Below are 17,073 nucleotides of genomic sequence, written 5' to 3'. Positions count from 1 at the left end.
TATAAGCCCATCTAAATTATCTCGAACTCAAGTAATTAATTAAAAAACCACAGTTAAATAACTAACTGTGGTTAACAAAATTATTGATAAATAATAAAATACTCAAGAGCTACCTTTCTAAAAAGTAAAGGTTGTTTTAAGCATAAGGTTTTCAATTTATCTATTAAATTGATAAAACCCGATCGCAGCTATTAGTTTTATCTGTTATAAATTGATGGATAGAGAGGATATAGCTAGCGTCGGACAAACCTCCTTACGTTTAACTTTAAAGACCTTAATTACATAATGAACTAGCCTTTAAAAATATCCTCTCTCGTGTTTTTTAGCAAACTTAGTCAGACTTCCCAATGAAGTATTTTGTCGAGTTAAATTTAATAGTGTAGTGTACAAAAATTTTAACTAGAGTTATACGATATTGCACAATAACTAATGTTAATGCTTAGACTTGATAAAAACCAATTCTGGTTAAGATTGCGAATTTTTACTGTGCTACTTGCCCATATAGAACGGCATAATAACTATAAATAATTCACCTATAATTTACCTAAGATCTAATTGAAAGTTACTGTGTAGATTCTTAGCGGGGGGTACTTGCTAGAATCTGCCTTAAAAAGAAGATTGGTGTGCTTCTTTAGTACCTGTCCATAACCTAACATCATCAATTGTCAAAAACAAGATGTGTTCACCAATGTTTACAGTATTCAAAATACTGCAACATTGTTTTAATTTTGATTTACTTTTTGCTCTAAATAAAACAAACATTATGTCCTCTGCTGCCGTAACTAATTTTGCCACTTCAAATAATACAAAACCCTTGTTAATTTTAGTCGATGGTCACTCTTTAGCCTTTCGTGCCTATTATGCTCTTAGTAATTCTCGTCGAGGTCCTTTGATGACTTCGACAGGAATTCCCACCAGTATCTGTTTTGGATTTATTAATTCTTTATTGCAGGTATTAGAAACAGAAAATCCTCAATTTATGGCGATCGCATTTGACTTAGCGCAGCCCACTTTCCGCCATGAAGCTGATCTAAACTATAAAAGCGATCGCACAGAAACTCCAGCAGACTTTATCCCTGATATCTTAAATTTGCAGGAGTTATTAACTGCGTTTAATCTGTCCATCACCACAGCACCAGGATACGAGGCAGATGATGTATTAGGGACTATTGCTACTAAAGCCAGTGATGAAGGTTATCGGGTCAAAATTGTTAGTGGCGATCGCGATTTGTTTCAGCTAGTAGATGATGAACGCGCAATTAGCGTTTTATATTTGCACAATCAAACCTTTAAGAAAACGGCTCACAGTTACACTGAGTTTGATCGGGCGATGGTAGTTGAGAAAATGGGAGTTACACCCGAACAAATTGTAGATTTTAAAGCTCTTTGTGGTGATAAGTCTGACTGTATTCCTGGGGTCAAGGGGATTGGAGAGAAAACGGCAGTCAAACTCTTAAGTGACTATTCAACTTTGGAAGAAATTTATGACAATATAGAAAACATCAAAGGAGCAACCAAAAATAAATTAGAAACGGGAAAAGAAGATGCAATTCACTCTCAATTTATGGCACAAATTCATTTAGGTTCACCTGTTGAAGTAGAATTAAATGACTGTAAGTTAGTTGGTTTCAATCAAGATCTTGTCTTACCAAAGCTCAAAGAATTGGAGTTAAAAAAAGTTATTAGCAACTTAAATAAATTACAGCTAAAACTTGGTGGTGAAACAGAAATAGAAGCTATTGAGGTTCAGCCTCAAATAAAGAAACAAACTTCAGATAATAATGGTCAACTATCTTTGTTTGCTGATCGCTCTGAGGTTGAAAATGAGCCAGAGATAGAACCCGTAGAGCTTTTTAAGCCTCAGCTTAATACACAAATTATTGATACAGAAGTAAAATTAAAACAATTAGTTGAAATTCTCAAAAAACATACCAATTCTGAGAAACCTGTTGCTTGGGATACAGAAACTACATCTTTAGAAACCCATCTTGCTAAGTTAGCTGGAATTGGCTGTTGTTGGGGAGATAAAGATACAGATATTGCCTATATTCCTTTGACTCATACTGAGGGAAGCCAGTTAGATAAAGAATTAGTTCTGTCTACCTTAAAGCCAATACTCGAAAGTGATAAATATCCTAAAGCTCTACAAAATGCCAAGTTCGACCGCCAAGTTTTACATCATCAAGGAATTAACTTGGCAGGAGTAGTTTTTGATACTATGCTTGCTAGCTATGTAATCAATCCCGAAATGACTCATAACCTGGGAGATTTATCTGAGCGTTACGGATTAGAAATTAATGCTAAAAGTTATAAAGACTTGGGAATACCAAAAGGAAAAACTATTGCTGATTTAAATATTGAAGTTGTAGCAGATTATTGCGGACTAGATTGCTACGCTACTTATTATTTGGTGGGTAAGCTGAAGACAGAATTAACTAAGTTTCCTGAGCTAAGTAAATTGCTGTTAGAAGTAGAGCAACCATTGGAGCCTGTATTAGCAAAGATGGAAAATACGGGAATAAATTTAGATACTAAATATTTGCACAAATTTGCTCAAAAACTAGACCGAGATCTATTAAAACTTGAACAAGAAACTTATCAAGCAGCAGGAGAAGAATTTAACTTAAGCTCTCCCAAACAGTTAAGCGTAATTTTGTTTGACAAACTTGAGCTAGATCGCAAAAAATCGCGCAAAACTAAAACAGGTTATTCGACAAATCAAGCAGTATTAGAAAAGCTAAAGGGAGATCATCCTGTAATTGACAATATGCTGGAATATCGTACCTTAGCCAAGCTAAAATCTACTTACGTTGATGCTTTACCTGCTTTAGTTAGAAAGTCTACCAAAAGGTTACACAGTGACTTCAACCAGACCGTAGTTGCTACTGGCAGATTATCTTCTTCTAATCCTAACCTGCAAAATATTCCCATTCGGACTGAATTTTCGCGTCAAATTCGCCAGGCTTTTATTCCTCAAGAAGGTTGGCTTTTAGTAGCAGCAGATTATTCACAAATAGAGTTAAGAATTCTGGCTCATCTTAGTCAAGAGCCAGTACTAATTGATGCCTATCGTCATAATCGAGATGTTCATAGCGTCACCGCTAAACTTTTATTTGAAAAAGATAATATCACCTCAGAAGAAAGACGTTTAGGTAAGATAATTAACTTTGGCGTTATCTATGGCATGGGAGCGCAAAGATTCTCTAGAGAGTTAGGTTTTAAGGCTGAAATAGGTAAACAGTTTATCGATAAATACCGTCAAGAGTATGCCCAGGTTTTTAAATACCTAGAAGAAGTAAAAAAACAGGCGATCGCTTTGGGCTATGTTAATACTATCCTGGGTAGAAGACGCTATATTAATTTAATTAGCGATCGCCTTAAAGAACTAAAAGGAATTGCACCAGAGGCGATCGCTTTAGACAGCCTTAACATGAGCTATATCGATGTGCAAACTTTACGTGCAGCAGCTAATTCCCCAATTCAAGGTTCAAGTGCAGATATCATCAAAATTGCTATGATCGAACTCGATCGCATTCTACAAAATTATCAGGCGCGGTTATTGCTTCAGGTACATGACGAACTAGTCTTAGAAGTACCCCCCGAAGAATGGTCAGAATTACAGCCGATTATTAAGTCAACGATGGAAGATGCGGTGAAGTTAAGTATTCCTCTGGCAGTCGATATCAGTGCAGGCAAAAACTGGATGGAAGCAAAGTAATTGTTCAATGGTAAATGGTAATTGATAAATGAAAACAGAGTTTAATTTTTGGCAACAATGGTATCCCCTTTCTCCTGTTGAAGATTTAAATCCCCAACTACCGACAACGGTAACTGTATTAGGAATTCAATTAGTTATCTGGAAACCTCAAAATGCTGATAGTTATCAAGTATTTTTAGATCGCTGTCCTCATCGGTTAGCACCTTTAAGCGAAGGCAAGATAGACGAAGCTACGGGGAATATCATGTGTAGTTATCATGGTTGGCAATTTGACAGTCAGGGAAACTGTACTCGCATACCTCAAGCGGATAATCAGTTGGTTGACAATCAACAGCTATGCGCCACTGTCTTTCCTGCGCGCCAAGCTAATGATTTATTGTGGGTCTGGATGGATGCCGAATCGCCAGATATTGCAGCTAAGACTCCATTACCCCTATCTCCTCAAATCGATGCCGAGAAAGGCTTTGTTTGGTCTTCTTTTGTGCGCGATTTAGCATACGACTGGCAAACTTTAGTTGAAAACGTTGCCGATCCTAGTCATGTACCGTTTGCTCATCATGGAGTGCAGGGAAAAAGAGAAAATGCTAAACCCTTGCCTCTCACAATTACCCAGTCTAGAGCAGATTTAATTGAAGCAACTACAGGCACACCTTTTAAAACTACTATTACTTTTCAACCACCCTGTCGCTTGGAATATGCCATATCCTTTGGAGAAGAAAAACAGATAGGTTTAATTACTTACTCTATCCCTGTTGCTCCTGGCAAATCTCGAATCGTTGCCCAATTTAGCCGCAATTTTGCTCAAAATCTTCAGCGTTTCACACCCCGCTGGTGGGAACATATCAAGGTACGCAATCGGGTCTTAGATGGGGATATGATCCTCTTAAGTTTACAGGAGCATTTATTACAACAGCGTGGTAGTTGGCAAGAAGCATATAAACTACCCACCAGCGCAGATCGTTTAGTAATTGAGTTTCGTCGTTGGTTTGATCGCTATTGCCAGGGGAATTTGCCTTGGCAGCAGCTAGAATTAGAAACAACTTTTGCGCCTATCAATATCGATCGCCATAAATTATTAGATCGTTACAGCCAGCATACTCAACACTGTAGTAGCTGTCGCCAAGCTGTAAAAAATATTCAACGCCTGAAAGTAATTCTAATTGTTAATTTTATTCTGACTATTTCTTCGGTGGCAGTAATGAACAACGATCTTAGGAGTAGCTTTGGTTTACCGTTAACGATCGTTGCTCTATCAGGTTTAGGTATCTGGAGTTGGTTGAGGTATTGGCTGCAACCTAAGTTTTACTTTGTGAACTATGTTCATGCAGAAAGATAAGCGTTATCGAGCTATTAGCGATCTGTAGGGTACATTCATTTCTGGTGCGCGCTTAGAAAATCCACATCATAAACTAAATAAAATAGTAAAGTCAGTCCTAAAAGCCTGAAGGAGCTTATGAGTGAAATCATATGTAGGACTGACAATGTATAACTTATCTAAGGGTCATGGCTTTCCTGTGACAAAGAAATGAATTTTTAATGACAGTCTGATTTTTATAATCTATATGCGTAGAGATTGGTACAGTTTGACAATCTGAATCAGATTATTATTTATTAATAGTAAAGATCGAGAAGTTTGAGGGCAGTATAGGAATAGAGCAAAATTTGCTGCAATTTATCTGACAAATATCAACATATATAAATCAAATCACTACAATGCGTCAATTTATTAAACAGACTTTCGCTAGCACTCTTGGTAGCATGATTGGCTTATTTCTTTTTATTACTCTGGGTGCAGGCGGATTAGTTTTTATTTTCTTGACCGTAGTTGCTAGAGATGAAGATTCCCCAGGAATTAAAGATAAGTCAGTATTAGTTTTCGATCTATCAACCCAATTAAGAGATTCAAAACCTCCTATCAACATAGCTCAGGCTTTTTCTAGCAAGGAGCAAGATACTATTACTCTGCGTCGAGTGCTGCAATCAATAGACCAGGCAACTAAGGACGATCGCATTGTAGCTTTATTATTGGATGGTAGAAAGGGTAGTAGTCTTAGCGGTTATGCCACCATCGAAGAAGTGAGAGCAGCTTTAAATAAGTTTAAGGCTGCGGGTAAAAAAATTATTGCTTACGATGTAACCTTAAGCGAGCAAGAATATTATTTATCTTCTCTGGCTGATGAAGTGATTGTCAATCCCATGGGCATGATAGAACTAAATGGTCTAAGTTCCCAGCAAATGTTTTTCAAAGGCGCGCTAGACAAATATGGCGTAGGCGTGCAGGTAATTCGAGTTGGTGATTATAAATCTGCGGTTGAACCTTATATTCGTACCAATCTTAGTGAAGCAAATCGAGAACAAACTAAAGCCTTATTAACAGATTTATGGGGTAAGTTCTTAAATACCATAGCTGACAGTAGAGGTTTAAACGCAGATAAACTACAAAAAGTTGTCAACCAGCAAGGATATCTTGAGCCTGAAGAAGCTAAAAAAATTGGCTTGATCGATCGGGTAGGTTATTACGACAATGTAGCCTCCAAGCTGCGAGAATTTACAGGCGAGACTGAAGCGACTGAGAAAGAAGAAAGCTTTAGGCAGGTTGAGCTTAGTGAGTATGCCGATCGCACTATTCGCCCGAATGAAGCCACTTCCAATGCTGGGCAAAAAATTGCCGTAATTTATGCAGAAGGAACAATTGTCGATGGGGAAGGTAGCATTGAAACCATTGGCGGCGATCGCTTTGCAGAGGATTTGCGTCAACTAAGGCAAGATAATAGCGTCAAGGCGATCGTGTTGCGGGTAAATAGTCCTGGTGGTGGGGCGACAGCTTCAGATGTAATTTTACGAGAAATACTGCTAACCAAAGAGAAAAAGCCCATCATCGTCTCTATGGGTAATGTGGCTGCTTCTGGAGGCTACTGGATTGCTTCGGGCGCAAATGAGATATTTGCTGAAGAAAATACCATTACAGGGTCAATTGGGGTTTTTGGTTTACTGTCAAATATTCAAGAAATTGCGAACAAAAATGGTGTCACCTGGGACGTGGTTAAAACAGGCAAATTTGCCGATATTGATTCAAATGTGCGACCCAAAACTAAGGCAGAGCTTGCTATTTATCAAAAATCTGTCAATAGAACCTATCAACTCTTTGTGAACAAAGTAGCCAGCTACCGTAATCTTCCCGAAAAAAAAGTTAACCAGATCGCTCAAGGTAGAGTATGGTCAGGCAAAGAAGCAGTAAAAATTGGCTTAGTAGATCAGATTGGCGGCTTAGAAAGTGCGATCGCCTATGCTGCGAAAAAGGCTGAACTAGGCACCAATTGGCAGCTAGAAGAATATCCTCAGCAAAATCGCTTTGAAACTGAAATACTCCAACGTTTGTTTGCTGTAAAATATCTCGAATCCCAAGCAACAATTGACCCACTGACTGCCGAGTTTTTAAAAATCAAACAGGAATTATCCCTCTTGCAAGGATTTAACGATCCCAGTGGCGTTTATGCCCGCCTGCCTTTTAATTTTGAGATTGATTAAAAATATCAGTGCCAAATAATGTACAAACTGTATGATTTTCTGCCATCAGGCAATAGCTATAAAATTCGTTTACTATTGAGTTTATTGGAAATTCCTTTTGAAAGAATTGATGTCAATATTCTGAATGGAGAAACCAGAACACCTGAATTTTTAGCAAAAAATACTAATGGCAAGATACCTCTGCTGGAAATTGACTCAGATAAATTTCTGGCAGAATCGAATGCAATTTTGTACTATCTCAGCCAGGAGACAAAATATTTCCCACAAAATAATTATGCTCAAGCCCAGATAATGCAATGGCTTTTTTTCGAGCAATACAGCCATGAACCTAATATTGCCACTGCTCGTTATTGGATTAGTATTCTCAAGCAATCAGAGAAATATCAAGAGCAACTAAAGCATAAACAAAAACTAGGTTATGCAGCACTAAATGTCATGGAACAATATTTAGTGCTGCATAATTTTTTTGTCGGCGACACTTATACCATTGCTGATATTGGTTTATATGCCTATACTCATGTTGCTGATGAAGGAGGATTTGACTTAAATAAATATCCAGCCATCCTGGCTTGGTTCAAACGTATCGAAGCGCATCCAAAACATATCTTGATTACAGACATTTGCTAGAACATCTCTACTTGATTTTTTAGACGACATTCTTCACCAAAACAATAATTTTAAAAGTTACATATCGAGGTAAGGTTATTTCAGCCTAATATACAGATGAAATATTTATCTTTCAGGCTATAGTAATTTTGTAGTTCCTAACTTATGCTGGTATTTTCTAAATAATTATTAACCTAGATGAATAGAAGAAAATTATTATCAACACTGAGCGTATTTATTCTCAGTTTAGTTTTAACTATTAGCTGCTCTCAAGCTCCTAAATCTTCTGATTCGGGTACTACTGTCCCGAGTACACCTAAAGGGGATGCTATTGTTATCGGCTATAGTAACTGGGCTGGCTGGTGGCCCTGGGCGATCGCCGAACAAGAAGGGTTGTTTGCTAAAAATAATGCGAACGTCCAAATGAAGTGGTTTGACGGCTACATAGAATCAATGGAGGCTCTTGCTGCTGGTCAATTAGATGGTAATTGTCAGACTCTCAACGATACAATTTCTTTTGCTGCGGATGCAGTCAATGGAGAGGTGGCAATTTTGGTTAATGATAATTCAGCAGGTAATGACAAAATTATCGTTACCAAAGATATTAATAAAATCGAAGATTTAAAAGGTAAAAAAGTTGCCGTTGAAGAAGGGGTGGTAGACGATTTCTTATTAACTTTAGCTTTAGAATCTAAAGGCATGAAACGAAGTGATGTAGAAATTGTGCCTTTAGAAACTGGGGCTGCTGCTGCTGCTTTTGCTTCGGGAAAAACTGATGCAGTGGGTGCTTTTCCGCCATTTTGGCTGACTGCACTCAAGCGGGAAGGTTCTAAAGAATTAATTTCCTCTAAAGCGTTTCCTGGAGCAATTCCCGATTTGTTAGTAGTTACTCAAAAGCTGATTGATGAAAAACCAGATCAGGCACAAGCACTAGTCAATACTTGGTTTGATATCCTAGACTTTATAGCCCAAAATCCCCAAAAAGCTGATGAAATTCTGGCAGCCAGGGCAGATGTCACAGTAGAAGAACTTCAGATGTTTAAAAAAGGAACAAAAATATTTACCATTGAAGAAAATTTAGAAGCCTTTAGTGATGGAGAAGATATGAAACATATGCCTTTTGCTGCCAAGAAAATGTCTAAATTTATGGTAGATGTTGATTTTATTCCTGAAGCACCAGATTTAACTAAGATATTAGATAACCAGTTTGTTCAGTCTTATAAAGCTGCTAAATAGATATTTTTAAAGTTAACTGTTGTGTTTTTTTTTAAGTACAATTTCAGCGATAAGTAGCTAAAGCATTCTAATTGAAACTTTAGCTGCTTATGCTATCTTAAATAGTCTAAAAAGGCGAAAATCATTGATATCTAATTCTATGAATATTAATTAGAGCAACTAAAATTAAAACACATATATACCGCATATACAATGTCTAATGTAGTGTCTGAAAGCGATTCAGCCAAAGTCGTAAAATCTAGCTTGAAACCAACTATTATTTGGCGTATAGCTGAAAATATTCCTCAGTCATTATTTTGGGTTTTAACTAGTTTATCAATTGCAATTCCTTTGTTAGTTTGGTTATTAATATCTAAATATTCGGGAATAGAATCAATCTTTTTACCATCTCCAAAAGATGTAATTGAAGCTGTAGACGAACTTTGGTCAAAAGGATATTTAGCTACTGATTCTTTCAGCAGCTTTGCTAGGGTAAGCATCGGCTTTCTTTTGTCGGCTGTAGTTGCGGTTCCTTTAGGTATTTTGATGGGAACCTTTCCTAGCATTCGAGCTTTATTTGAACCAATTATTGGCATTGTTCGCTATATGCCAGCACCTGCTTTTATTCCCCTTTTGATTATTTATCTTGGTATTGGTGAATCTCCAAAAATTGCTTTAATATTTATTGGTACGGTGTTTTTTAATATTTTAATGATTATGGACAGCGTGAAATTTGTCCCACAAGACTTAATCGAAACAACCTACACTTTAGGCGGCAAACGCTGGCAAGTATTATCACAAGTAATCACTCCTTATATTATTCCGCGTATTATTGATACATTTCGGGTAAATATGGCTGCTTCCTGGAATTTGGTAGTAGTAGCTGAACTTCTAGCAGCAAATGAAGGTTTAGGTAAAAGGATTTTATTAGCTCAAAAGTTTTTGAGAACAGATGAAATTTTTGCCTGTTTAATTATCTTAGGCTTAATTGGTTTTGCGATCGATTTGTTTTTTCGTTTATTGCTTAGATTCACCTGCAAATGGGCGTTCTAAATCAGTAATCAGTAATTAGAAATTAGTAAATAGCAATGCACTTAGAAATATCTCAGTTATATAAACAATTTCTGGTTAAGAAAGAACCTCTTGTTGCTCTCAAAGATATTAATATGCACGTTGAGACAGGAGAATTTGTATGCGTAGTTGGAGCATCAGGTTCGGGAAAGTCTACCCTTTTGAGGCTAATTGCTGGTTTGGATCTTCCTACTTCGGGAACAATTACGGTAGATAATGAGCCTGTTATTGGACCAGGGGCCGATCGAGGCATGGTGTTTCAAAAATATACCCTTTACCCCTGGATGTCCGTTCAAAAAAACGTCGAGTTTGGTCTAAAACTTCTGGGAATGACCCCTCGTAAAAGACGAGAGTTGGCTTCTTATTATTTAGATATAGTAGGTTTGGCAAAATTTGCCCAATCATTGCCTAAAGAGCTTTCAGGAGGAATGAAGCAGCGGGTGGCGATCGCACGAGCTTTAGCAACTAAGCCTAAAATTCTCTTGATGGACGAACCTTTTGGGGCGTTAGATATACAAACTAAAGAAAGTATGCAGCAGTTTCTCTTAGAAATTTGGCGCAAAACAGGCTGCACTATTTTAATGATTACTCATGATGTAAGAGAGGCAGTATTTTTGTCTCAAAGGATTTATGTTCTCTCTGCCAGACCAGGAACAGTTAAACAAGAGTTTAAGATTAACTTCCCCAGCGATAAACCTACAGGCGACACGCCCTCGGCAACGCTACGCAATTATCAAATAAAACGCCAGCCGATTTTTCATCAACAAGTAGACGAGATCATGGACTTATTGAGAAACATCTAAATAACGTCAGTTTGGTTTAAACTGAACCAAAAATATTCTCTAATATTTAGCAAATTCTCACCCAAATTTACTTACCTGAATGTTTATGTAATTATGTGTAAATGAAATAACATATTGCTATTTTTCAGTTTAAATATTTTTTATGAGAGTCCCAATTATGCGTCCTTTTTTATTTGTCACTGATTTAGACAATACTTTAGTTGGTGACGATGCTGCACTGCTTAAACTCAATCAGCAATTAGCTAGTCATCGCCAGCAATACAGCAGTAAAATTGTCTATGCTACAGGGCGATCGCTTTATTTATACCGTCTTCTGGCAGAAGCAAAGTCTCTCATTCCTCCAGATGCCTTGATTACCTCTGTGGGGACGGAAATGTATTTTGATCGAGATCATAAACAACACGATCCTGAGTGGGCAAATATTCTGTCTCAAGGCTGGAATCGGCAAGAAATAACGGCGATCGCTAGTCAGTTCAGCGAGTTACAGTCTCAGCCTAAATCAGAGCAAAATCCTTTTAAAATAAGCTATTATTTAGCTCAGGCGGTGGCAAAACAAACTATTGCCAGTTTAACATCTGCTTTAAGCGAGAAAGGTTACGACATAAAATTGATTTACAGTGCTGGTCAAGATTTGGACTTGTTACCCAAAAACGGTGATAAAGGTTTAGCGGTACAGTTTTTACGTCAAAAATGGGATTTTTCTGCCTCGACAACTATAGTTTGCGGAGATTCTGGTAATGATATTTCTATGTTTAAAGGACAAGAAAAAGGTTTAATTGTCAGTAATGCTAAAGATGAACTACTTCAGTGGTATGAAGCGAATAAAAATGACAGCCTGTATTTAGCACAATCTGCTTGTGCTGGAGGCATTTTAGAAGGCTTAAAGCATTTTGATTTTTTGTAAATTATAGGCTTATAACTGTCGATGAAGATTCTGAGCAAAAAAAACATCATCTAGAAGAAATAATTGTAGATGTTATGGCTAAAGTTCTCAGAGTTTTGCTTGTTTGCTTTTACTTATATATGTTTACTTTATTGCCATTACCAGCCAATGCCCAAACAGAACAGCGCAGCTATTTAACATTAGAGATACTGCAAGATCGAATAGATCATCTGGTTCAGCAAGAAGGCAGAGATACTATCGATTTAAGCAATTACATCATCGATCTAGCGAATCCTGATAGCGATTTTAATCTGCAATTCTATCAAAAAATAAATAATATTATTAGCCGTGCTGGTAATCCTCTTAGTCTAAATTTTAGTAATTCAATTATTCAGGGTAATTTTCAACTTAATCAGCTAGGAATCAATAGCTATATAGGCAGTGCCTTATCCTCTGTTTTAACTATATTAGAAAAAGCAAAAATTAATCGATATTATCCTGTCCAAAATAATCTAAACCAGCAGGTGCCGAGAATCAATATATTTCGTGGCAGTCTCAAGTTTAATGACGCTATTTTTACAGGAGAAGTAGATGCCTCTAATAGTTTATTCTTACAACAGGTAATAGCCACTGGTGCAAAGTTTCAAAACATAGTCAAATACAATCATTCATTTTTTGGTAAAGAGGTAAACTTTAGCCAAGTTGTTTTTAGTCAAAATATTAATTTTAATCTTTGTCATTTTTTTGCGGTCGCCAAATTTCAACAAGTAGAGTTTCAGGGAATTACTGATTTTAGTAATAGTCAATTTGAAGAACTAATTGAATTTAACGATTCACTGTTTAATCAGCTTACTGATTTTACCCGTAGTGTGTTTATTAAAACAGCTAACTTTAGCAATAACATTTATCGCGATCGCCTAATTTTTGCTAAAAGCAAATTTTTAGATTCACTACTTTTTATTAATACGACTTTTGAAAAAAATATTACCTTTCGTAATAGTTACGCCAATTTTCTGATCGACCTACAAGATGCTCATTTACTTGAGCGTATAGACTTTAGTAACGCTTTTTTTACACCGAGAGCGACTATTAATACCTCTGGACTAGCCTTTGACAGTGCAGAAGCCAAATTGATTGGCGAAACCAACATTATTGGCAAATATATCAATGTAAATCGTTTAGAAGGTAATGAAACTGTCTTGCGAAACTTAATTCGTAACTTTCGTAGTTTAGAACAAATAACTGATGCTAATCGGCTTGAATATAAAAGAGAAAAACTGCGAGCCAAACAATTAAGTGAGCTAATAACTAAAACATCGTGGCAAAAAATATTAACCTGGAGTTGGCTTAGTTTAATTCCACAGTGGTTGGGCTTAAATTTATTATTGCTCTTAGGAGACTACGGCACAAATATAAATTTGCTATTCAGTCTTGGCATGATGGCGATCGCTTTTTTTAGCGTTTTATTCTGGTTTATCGATCGCTATCGTCCTCATATTTCCCAGCCAATTATACCCAATCGCTACGAAATTATAGTTATGGCTATCAGCTATCTCAGCTTGACTTGTCTGAGTATAGTTAACATTTTTATCATGACGGAACGACCTTGGCTAACTTTACTATGTATTGGCATTATCTTCTTACCAATACCAGCATTGATTACAAGTTTGATTTATAAACAGGGGAGATATCATAATCTGTTAAATACTACATATTTTGTCGAAGATGGCTCGTTTAGAGAATTTAGGCTCTTGTTAGGGCGTTTACCAATTATGCCTCGATTTCCCTTTTTTCGCGATCGCTACCAGCCTATCTTATGGTGTAGACGTTGGAGTTGGCTAATCTATTACAACTTTAGTTTAAATAATATTTTCAAGCTAGGATTTTATGATATTCGTCTACGAGATCGACATCTTCCTGGACTAATCTCTACCTTAGTCTGGTATCAATGGTGTTTGGGAGTTTTATATATTATTCTGCTGCTGTGGACTCTTTCTCGAACAATTCCTGGCTTGAATCTTTTGATTTACTTTTAACAATGAGTGAGAATTAATTGCAATGGATAAACTATAAACTTTATAGCTAATGCTTACTGAGCATTTAATTGGCTCTTGAATATTGACCTCAACTTCCTTAGCTTGTGTTGGCAACAATAAGTAATTTGGACTGGGATTGAGATTGGTTGTGTCAGGGATTGATTTTTGAGAGGGTTTATAATGTCCCTTGTCGAATTTAATGCCTGGGCTATGGTTGCGCCTATTGCAATAGCTATACCCATACAAAAAGCTTGGATAAGCTGCTTTTCTTGTATCACTCTTCACTCCTTTTTTAGCGAAAATAACTTTTTACTTGCCACTTACTACTTTCTACTTACTACTTCTTTGACCAAATTGTTGATTAATTTGCCGTCTTCCATGTGAACAATGCGATCGGCAACATCAAGGATGCGATCGTCGTGGGTAACTAAAAGGATTGTGCTGCCCTGTTCTCTTGCCAGCTTTTGCATGATATTCACTACATCTCGACCCGATTTACTATCTAATGCTGCTGTAGGTTCATCAGCCAGAACGATCGCAGGACGAGCAACCAAAGCCCGTGCGATCGCCACACGTTGTTTTTGACCCCCAGATAATTCATCGGGGTAGTAATCTATTCGCTCGCCCAAACCCACCTCTTCTAGCATGGCTGATGCGCGATCGCGCATTTCCACTTTAGAATACTTACCGTGTACCTCTAGACCCATCTGCACATTTTGGCTAGCGGTTAAGCTGTTGTGTAAGTTATGCGCCTGAAAGATATAACCGTTATTGCGTCTAGCTTGTACCAATTCAATTGAACTCGCGCCACAAAGTTCTTTGCCGAGAATTTTGCAGCTTCCCGACTGGGGCGATTGCGCTGTCGCGCAGCCTGCGGATCGCAATCCACTAACTAAGGTCAATAAAGTAGTTTTACCCGAACCCGAAGGGCCAGTCATTAAAACTATTTCACCGCGATCTATTTCTAAATTAATGTCAAATAATACCTGTTTGCGGAGTTCACCCTTACCAAAATAGTAATCTAAATTATGGATGTCTATTACTGCTTTATTTGTTACTTGCTGATTGTTCATGATTGGTTGTTGGATGGTAAGTATCTTAAAGCTGATGGCTAAAAGCTAAGAGCTAAGAGCTTTTATCAAATGATGTCTGCGGAATCGGCTGATTGCAGCTTTCTCGTGGCGATCGCTTTATAGTCCTTTATTTTGAATTTTTGCCTTGAGTCTATGAATTGTATCTAAAGTCAATTCTGGTTCAGGATTAACAACCTCTCTTTGAGATAATACCTTTTCAATCTCTTCTGCATCGACTTCTTTTAGCTGTGTTAATAGTTTATTAAAATTCTCTTGCTGTTTCTCTATATTTTCTTTTGAGATAGTTTTCACTGTGTAAGCAGAACTTACTTGGCGGGTTAATGCGTAAACAATATACTGATTTAAAGAAATTCCTTCTCCTTCTGCCAAATTTGACAACTGTTTATGTAATGTTTCTGGTAATCTCAATGTCAATCTACTCATATCTTCCTTATTTACTTTGCTAACTCAATGATTAATTCTGTGGGAGTCATTATCTGTAAATCTAATGATTCTTGCGCTCTACGAAAATCTTTGATATTTAATGTCACTACTATTGCTGCTGCATTCATTCCACAATCAATTACTAAATCGTCTCCTGGATCTGGTGAAGTAGGTCTCCAAGAATAGTAAATAGGAGCAAACTTAGCTTTGCTAATTAATGTTGTTAAAACTGGCTGCAATTTTAGCCAACGGGATTGAGAAAGCTTACGGAATAAGACATCTACATATTCATAAGCTAAAGCGTTAGAAATATGTACCTCTAATAAACCCGCAAGCCAAATATCAATTAATAAACCCGATGCACCTCCTTGTTTAGTCAAACCTTCAAAAACAACGTTTGTATCTACGACAATTCGCATTAAAATAATTATAGCTGCGACATCAATATAGCACCGTATATAGTGTCACTCAGAATATATCGGCAGGATCGGCTGATTGAAGCTTACGAGTGGCGATCGCTCCTGAAATACCGCACATAACGAGCGTCATAATCAAAACTGTAATTGCTCTAGATACAGGCATGAAAATGGGTAAAGCAGTTGCTGCTGCTGTTAATTGATATAATCCTATCGCCAGTCCCACACTGGGAAGAAAACCTGCAAAAGATAAAATTAGAGCCTCCTCAAGCACCACAAATAGAAGATAAGAATTTTTATAGCCCATTGCTTTGAAAGTGGCGTATTCTGCGATGTGGTCGTTGACATCGGTGGAGAGAACCTGATAAACAATGACAATACCGACAATAAAGCCCATTGTTGTCCCCAAGGTAAATATAAAACCAATAGGAGTACGTTTTTGAACGTAAGCTACTTCTTTCTCAACATACTCCTCATGGGTATATGCCCGAACATCTTCAGTCAGATGAATATTTAAAGCCTGTCTTACTGCTACTGGATCTTGTCCTGGCTCAAGGTCAATAAGACCCAAACTAGGTGTTCCCTGTTCCTTTCTCGGAAATAAACGCAGAAAGTTTTGGTCGCTTGTCATTAATGCCCCATCATCAGCAAAAGAAGCACCTAATTCGAATAGACCAGTAATGGTTACGGTAGTGCGATCGCTTTCGGTAGCTACAGTTTGTCCCTGTTCTACTTGAGCAATTACCTCGTCATATTTTCCTCTGGAGGCGCGATCGAATAGTACTGTGTCGGGAATTTTGACTTTATCTAGCTGACTATTAACATCGGGTAAATCAAATGCGGGACGTTCTGGATCGAAACCAATTACCATCATCGAGGTCTTTTCTTTGGTCTGGGGATTACGCCAAGCAAGAGAACCAATATAAACAGGTTCGGCTGATTCTACCCCAGGCACATCCATCGCTTGATAAAGTCGCCGTCGCGGAAAGGTATATAGCTCGTTGAAATTAGTTGCTTGGGTACTGAGTAAAACAATGTCCCCATTAAGCATCCTGGAATATTGGGTATTACTGGTAAACAAAGCATCTTTAAATCCCAACTGCATAAACATTAAGATATCTGCAAAGGCAATTCCCGCTAATGCTGTAAACATTTTTATCTTGTTGTGCTTAAGCTGTAACAAACCTAGTGGGGTACGATTTTTTAATGATTTGAACATGATTTTTAAATTGATCAGGACAATTGATAATTAACAACGGGCAATTAATAGCTGTTTGTCG

The 17,073-nt window shown here is 37.3% G+C and carries 13 protein-coding genes; 9 read left to right on the top strand and 4 right to left on the bottom strand.

Annotated elements, in window-relative coordinates; translation table 11 throughout:
• Positions 1–763: 763 nt before the first annotated feature.
• The 9 genes from polA to SLP02_RS23850 all read left to right on the top strand — a co-directional run bounded on the left by polA (position 764) and on the right by SLP02_RS23850 (position 13,860).
• The gene (polA, locus tag SLP02_RS23890) at positions 764–3,718 is read left to right on the top strand and encodes a DNA polymerase I (protein WP_319423222.1); all 2,955 of its coding nucleotides are present in this window, start codon (positions 764–766) and stop codon (positions 3,716–3,718) included.
• A gap of 28 nt (positions 3,719–3,746) precedes the next feature.
• The gene (locus SLP02_RS23885; RefSeq protein WP_319423221.1) at positions 3,747–5,054 is read left to right on the top strand and encodes an aromatic ring-hydroxylating dioxygenase subunit alpha; all 1,308 of its coding nucleotides are present in this window, start codon (positions 3,747–3,749) and stop codon (positions 5,052–5,054) included.
• A gap of 377 nt (positions 5,055–5,431) precedes the next feature.
• Positions 5,432–7,246: a signal peptide peptidase SppA gene (gene sppA / locus SLP02_RS23880; protein WP_319423220.1), complete on the top strand. Its 1,815-nt coding sequence runs from the start codon at positions 5,432–5,434 to the stop codon at positions 7,244–7,246.
• Positions 7,247–7,264: 18 nt separating this feature from the next.
• Positions 7,265–7,873, top strand: a complete 609-nt coding sequence (locus SLP02_RS23875; protein WP_319423219.1) for a glutathione S-transferase family protein — start codon at positions 7,265–7,267, stop codon at positions 7,871–7,873.
• Between the two features lie 177 nt (positions 7,874–8,050).
• Entirely contained in the window at positions 8,051–9,088 is a 1,038-nt protein-coding gene (locus tag SLP02_RS23870) for an ABC transporter substrate-binding protein (protein WP_319423218.1), read from the top strand.
• Between the two features lie 204 nt (positions 9,089–9,292).
• On the top strand, positions 9,293–10,120 hold the full coding sequence (locus tag SLP02_RS23865) for an ABC transporter permease (protein WP_319423217.1): 828 nt from the start codon (positions 9,293–9,295) through the stop codon (positions 10,118–10,120).
• Positions 10,121–10,155: 35 nt separating this feature from the next.
• On the top strand, positions 10,156–10,941 hold the full coding sequence (locus tag SLP02_RS23860) for an ABC transporter ATP-binding protein (protein ID WP_319423216.1): 786 nt from the start codon (positions 10,156–10,158) through the stop codon (positions 10,939–10,941).
• 142 nt (positions 10,942–11,083) lie between these two features.
• Positions 11,084–11,845 carry a sucrose-phosphate phosphatase gene (locus SLP02_RS23855; protein ID WP_319423215.1) on the top strand — a complete coding sequence of 254 codons (762 nt, stop codon included), beginning with the start codon at positions 11,084–11,086 and terminating at the stop codon, positions 11,843–11,845.
• Positions 11,846–11,964: 119 nt separating this feature from the next.
• Positions 11,965–13,860, top strand: coding sequence for a pentapeptide repeat-containing protein (locus SLP02_RS23850; RefSeq protein ID WP_319423214.1), 1,896 nt, complete (start codon positions 11,965–11,967; stop codon positions 13,858–13,860).
• Positions 13,861–14,183: 323 nt separating this feature from the next.
• Here SLP02_RS23850 and SLP02_RS23845 read toward each other — a convergent pair whose 3' ends face one another.
• The 4 genes from SLP02_RS23845 to devC all read right to left on the bottom strand — a co-directional run bounded on the left by SLP02_RS23845 (position 14,184) and on the right by devC (position 17,012).
• The gene (locus tag SLP02_RS23845) at positions 14,184–14,933 is read right to left on the bottom strand and encodes a DevA family ABC transporter ATP-binding protein (protein ID WP_319423213.1); all 750 of its coding nucleotides are present in this window, start codon (positions 14,931–14,933) and stop codon (positions 14,184–14,186) included.
• Between the two features lie 117 nt (positions 14,934–15,050).
• Positions 15,051–15,377 (bottom strand): toxin-antitoxin system HicB family antitoxin, encoded by a 327-nt coding sequence (locus tag SLP02_RS23840; protein ID WP_319423212.1) that lies wholly within the window; start codon positions 15,375–15,377, stop codon positions 15,051–15,053.
• 11 nt (positions 15,378–15,388) lie between these two features.
• Positions 15,389–15,796, bottom strand: coding sequence for a PIN domain-containing protein (locus SLP02_RS23835; protein WP_319423211.1), 408 nt, complete (start codon positions 15,794–15,796; stop codon positions 15,389–15,391).
• Positions 15,797–15,845: 49 nt separating this feature from the next.
• A complete protein-coding gene (gene devC / locus SLP02_RS23830) occupies positions 15,846–17,012 on the bottom strand; it encodes an ABC transporter permease DevC (RefSeq protein WP_319423210.1) in 1,167 nt (388 codons plus the stop codon).
• Between the last annotated feature and the right edge of the window lie 61 nt (positions 17,013–17,073).

Origin of the sequence: Pleurocapsa sp. FMAR1 (assembly GCF_963665995.1) — a bacterium.
Lineage (GTDB): Bacteria > Cyanobacteriota > Cyanobacteriia > Cyanobacteriales > Xenococcaceae > Waterburya.
The sequence above is the reverse complement of the archived record's forward strand: the minus strand, read 5'-3'. Positions and strand labels throughout refer to the sequence as shown.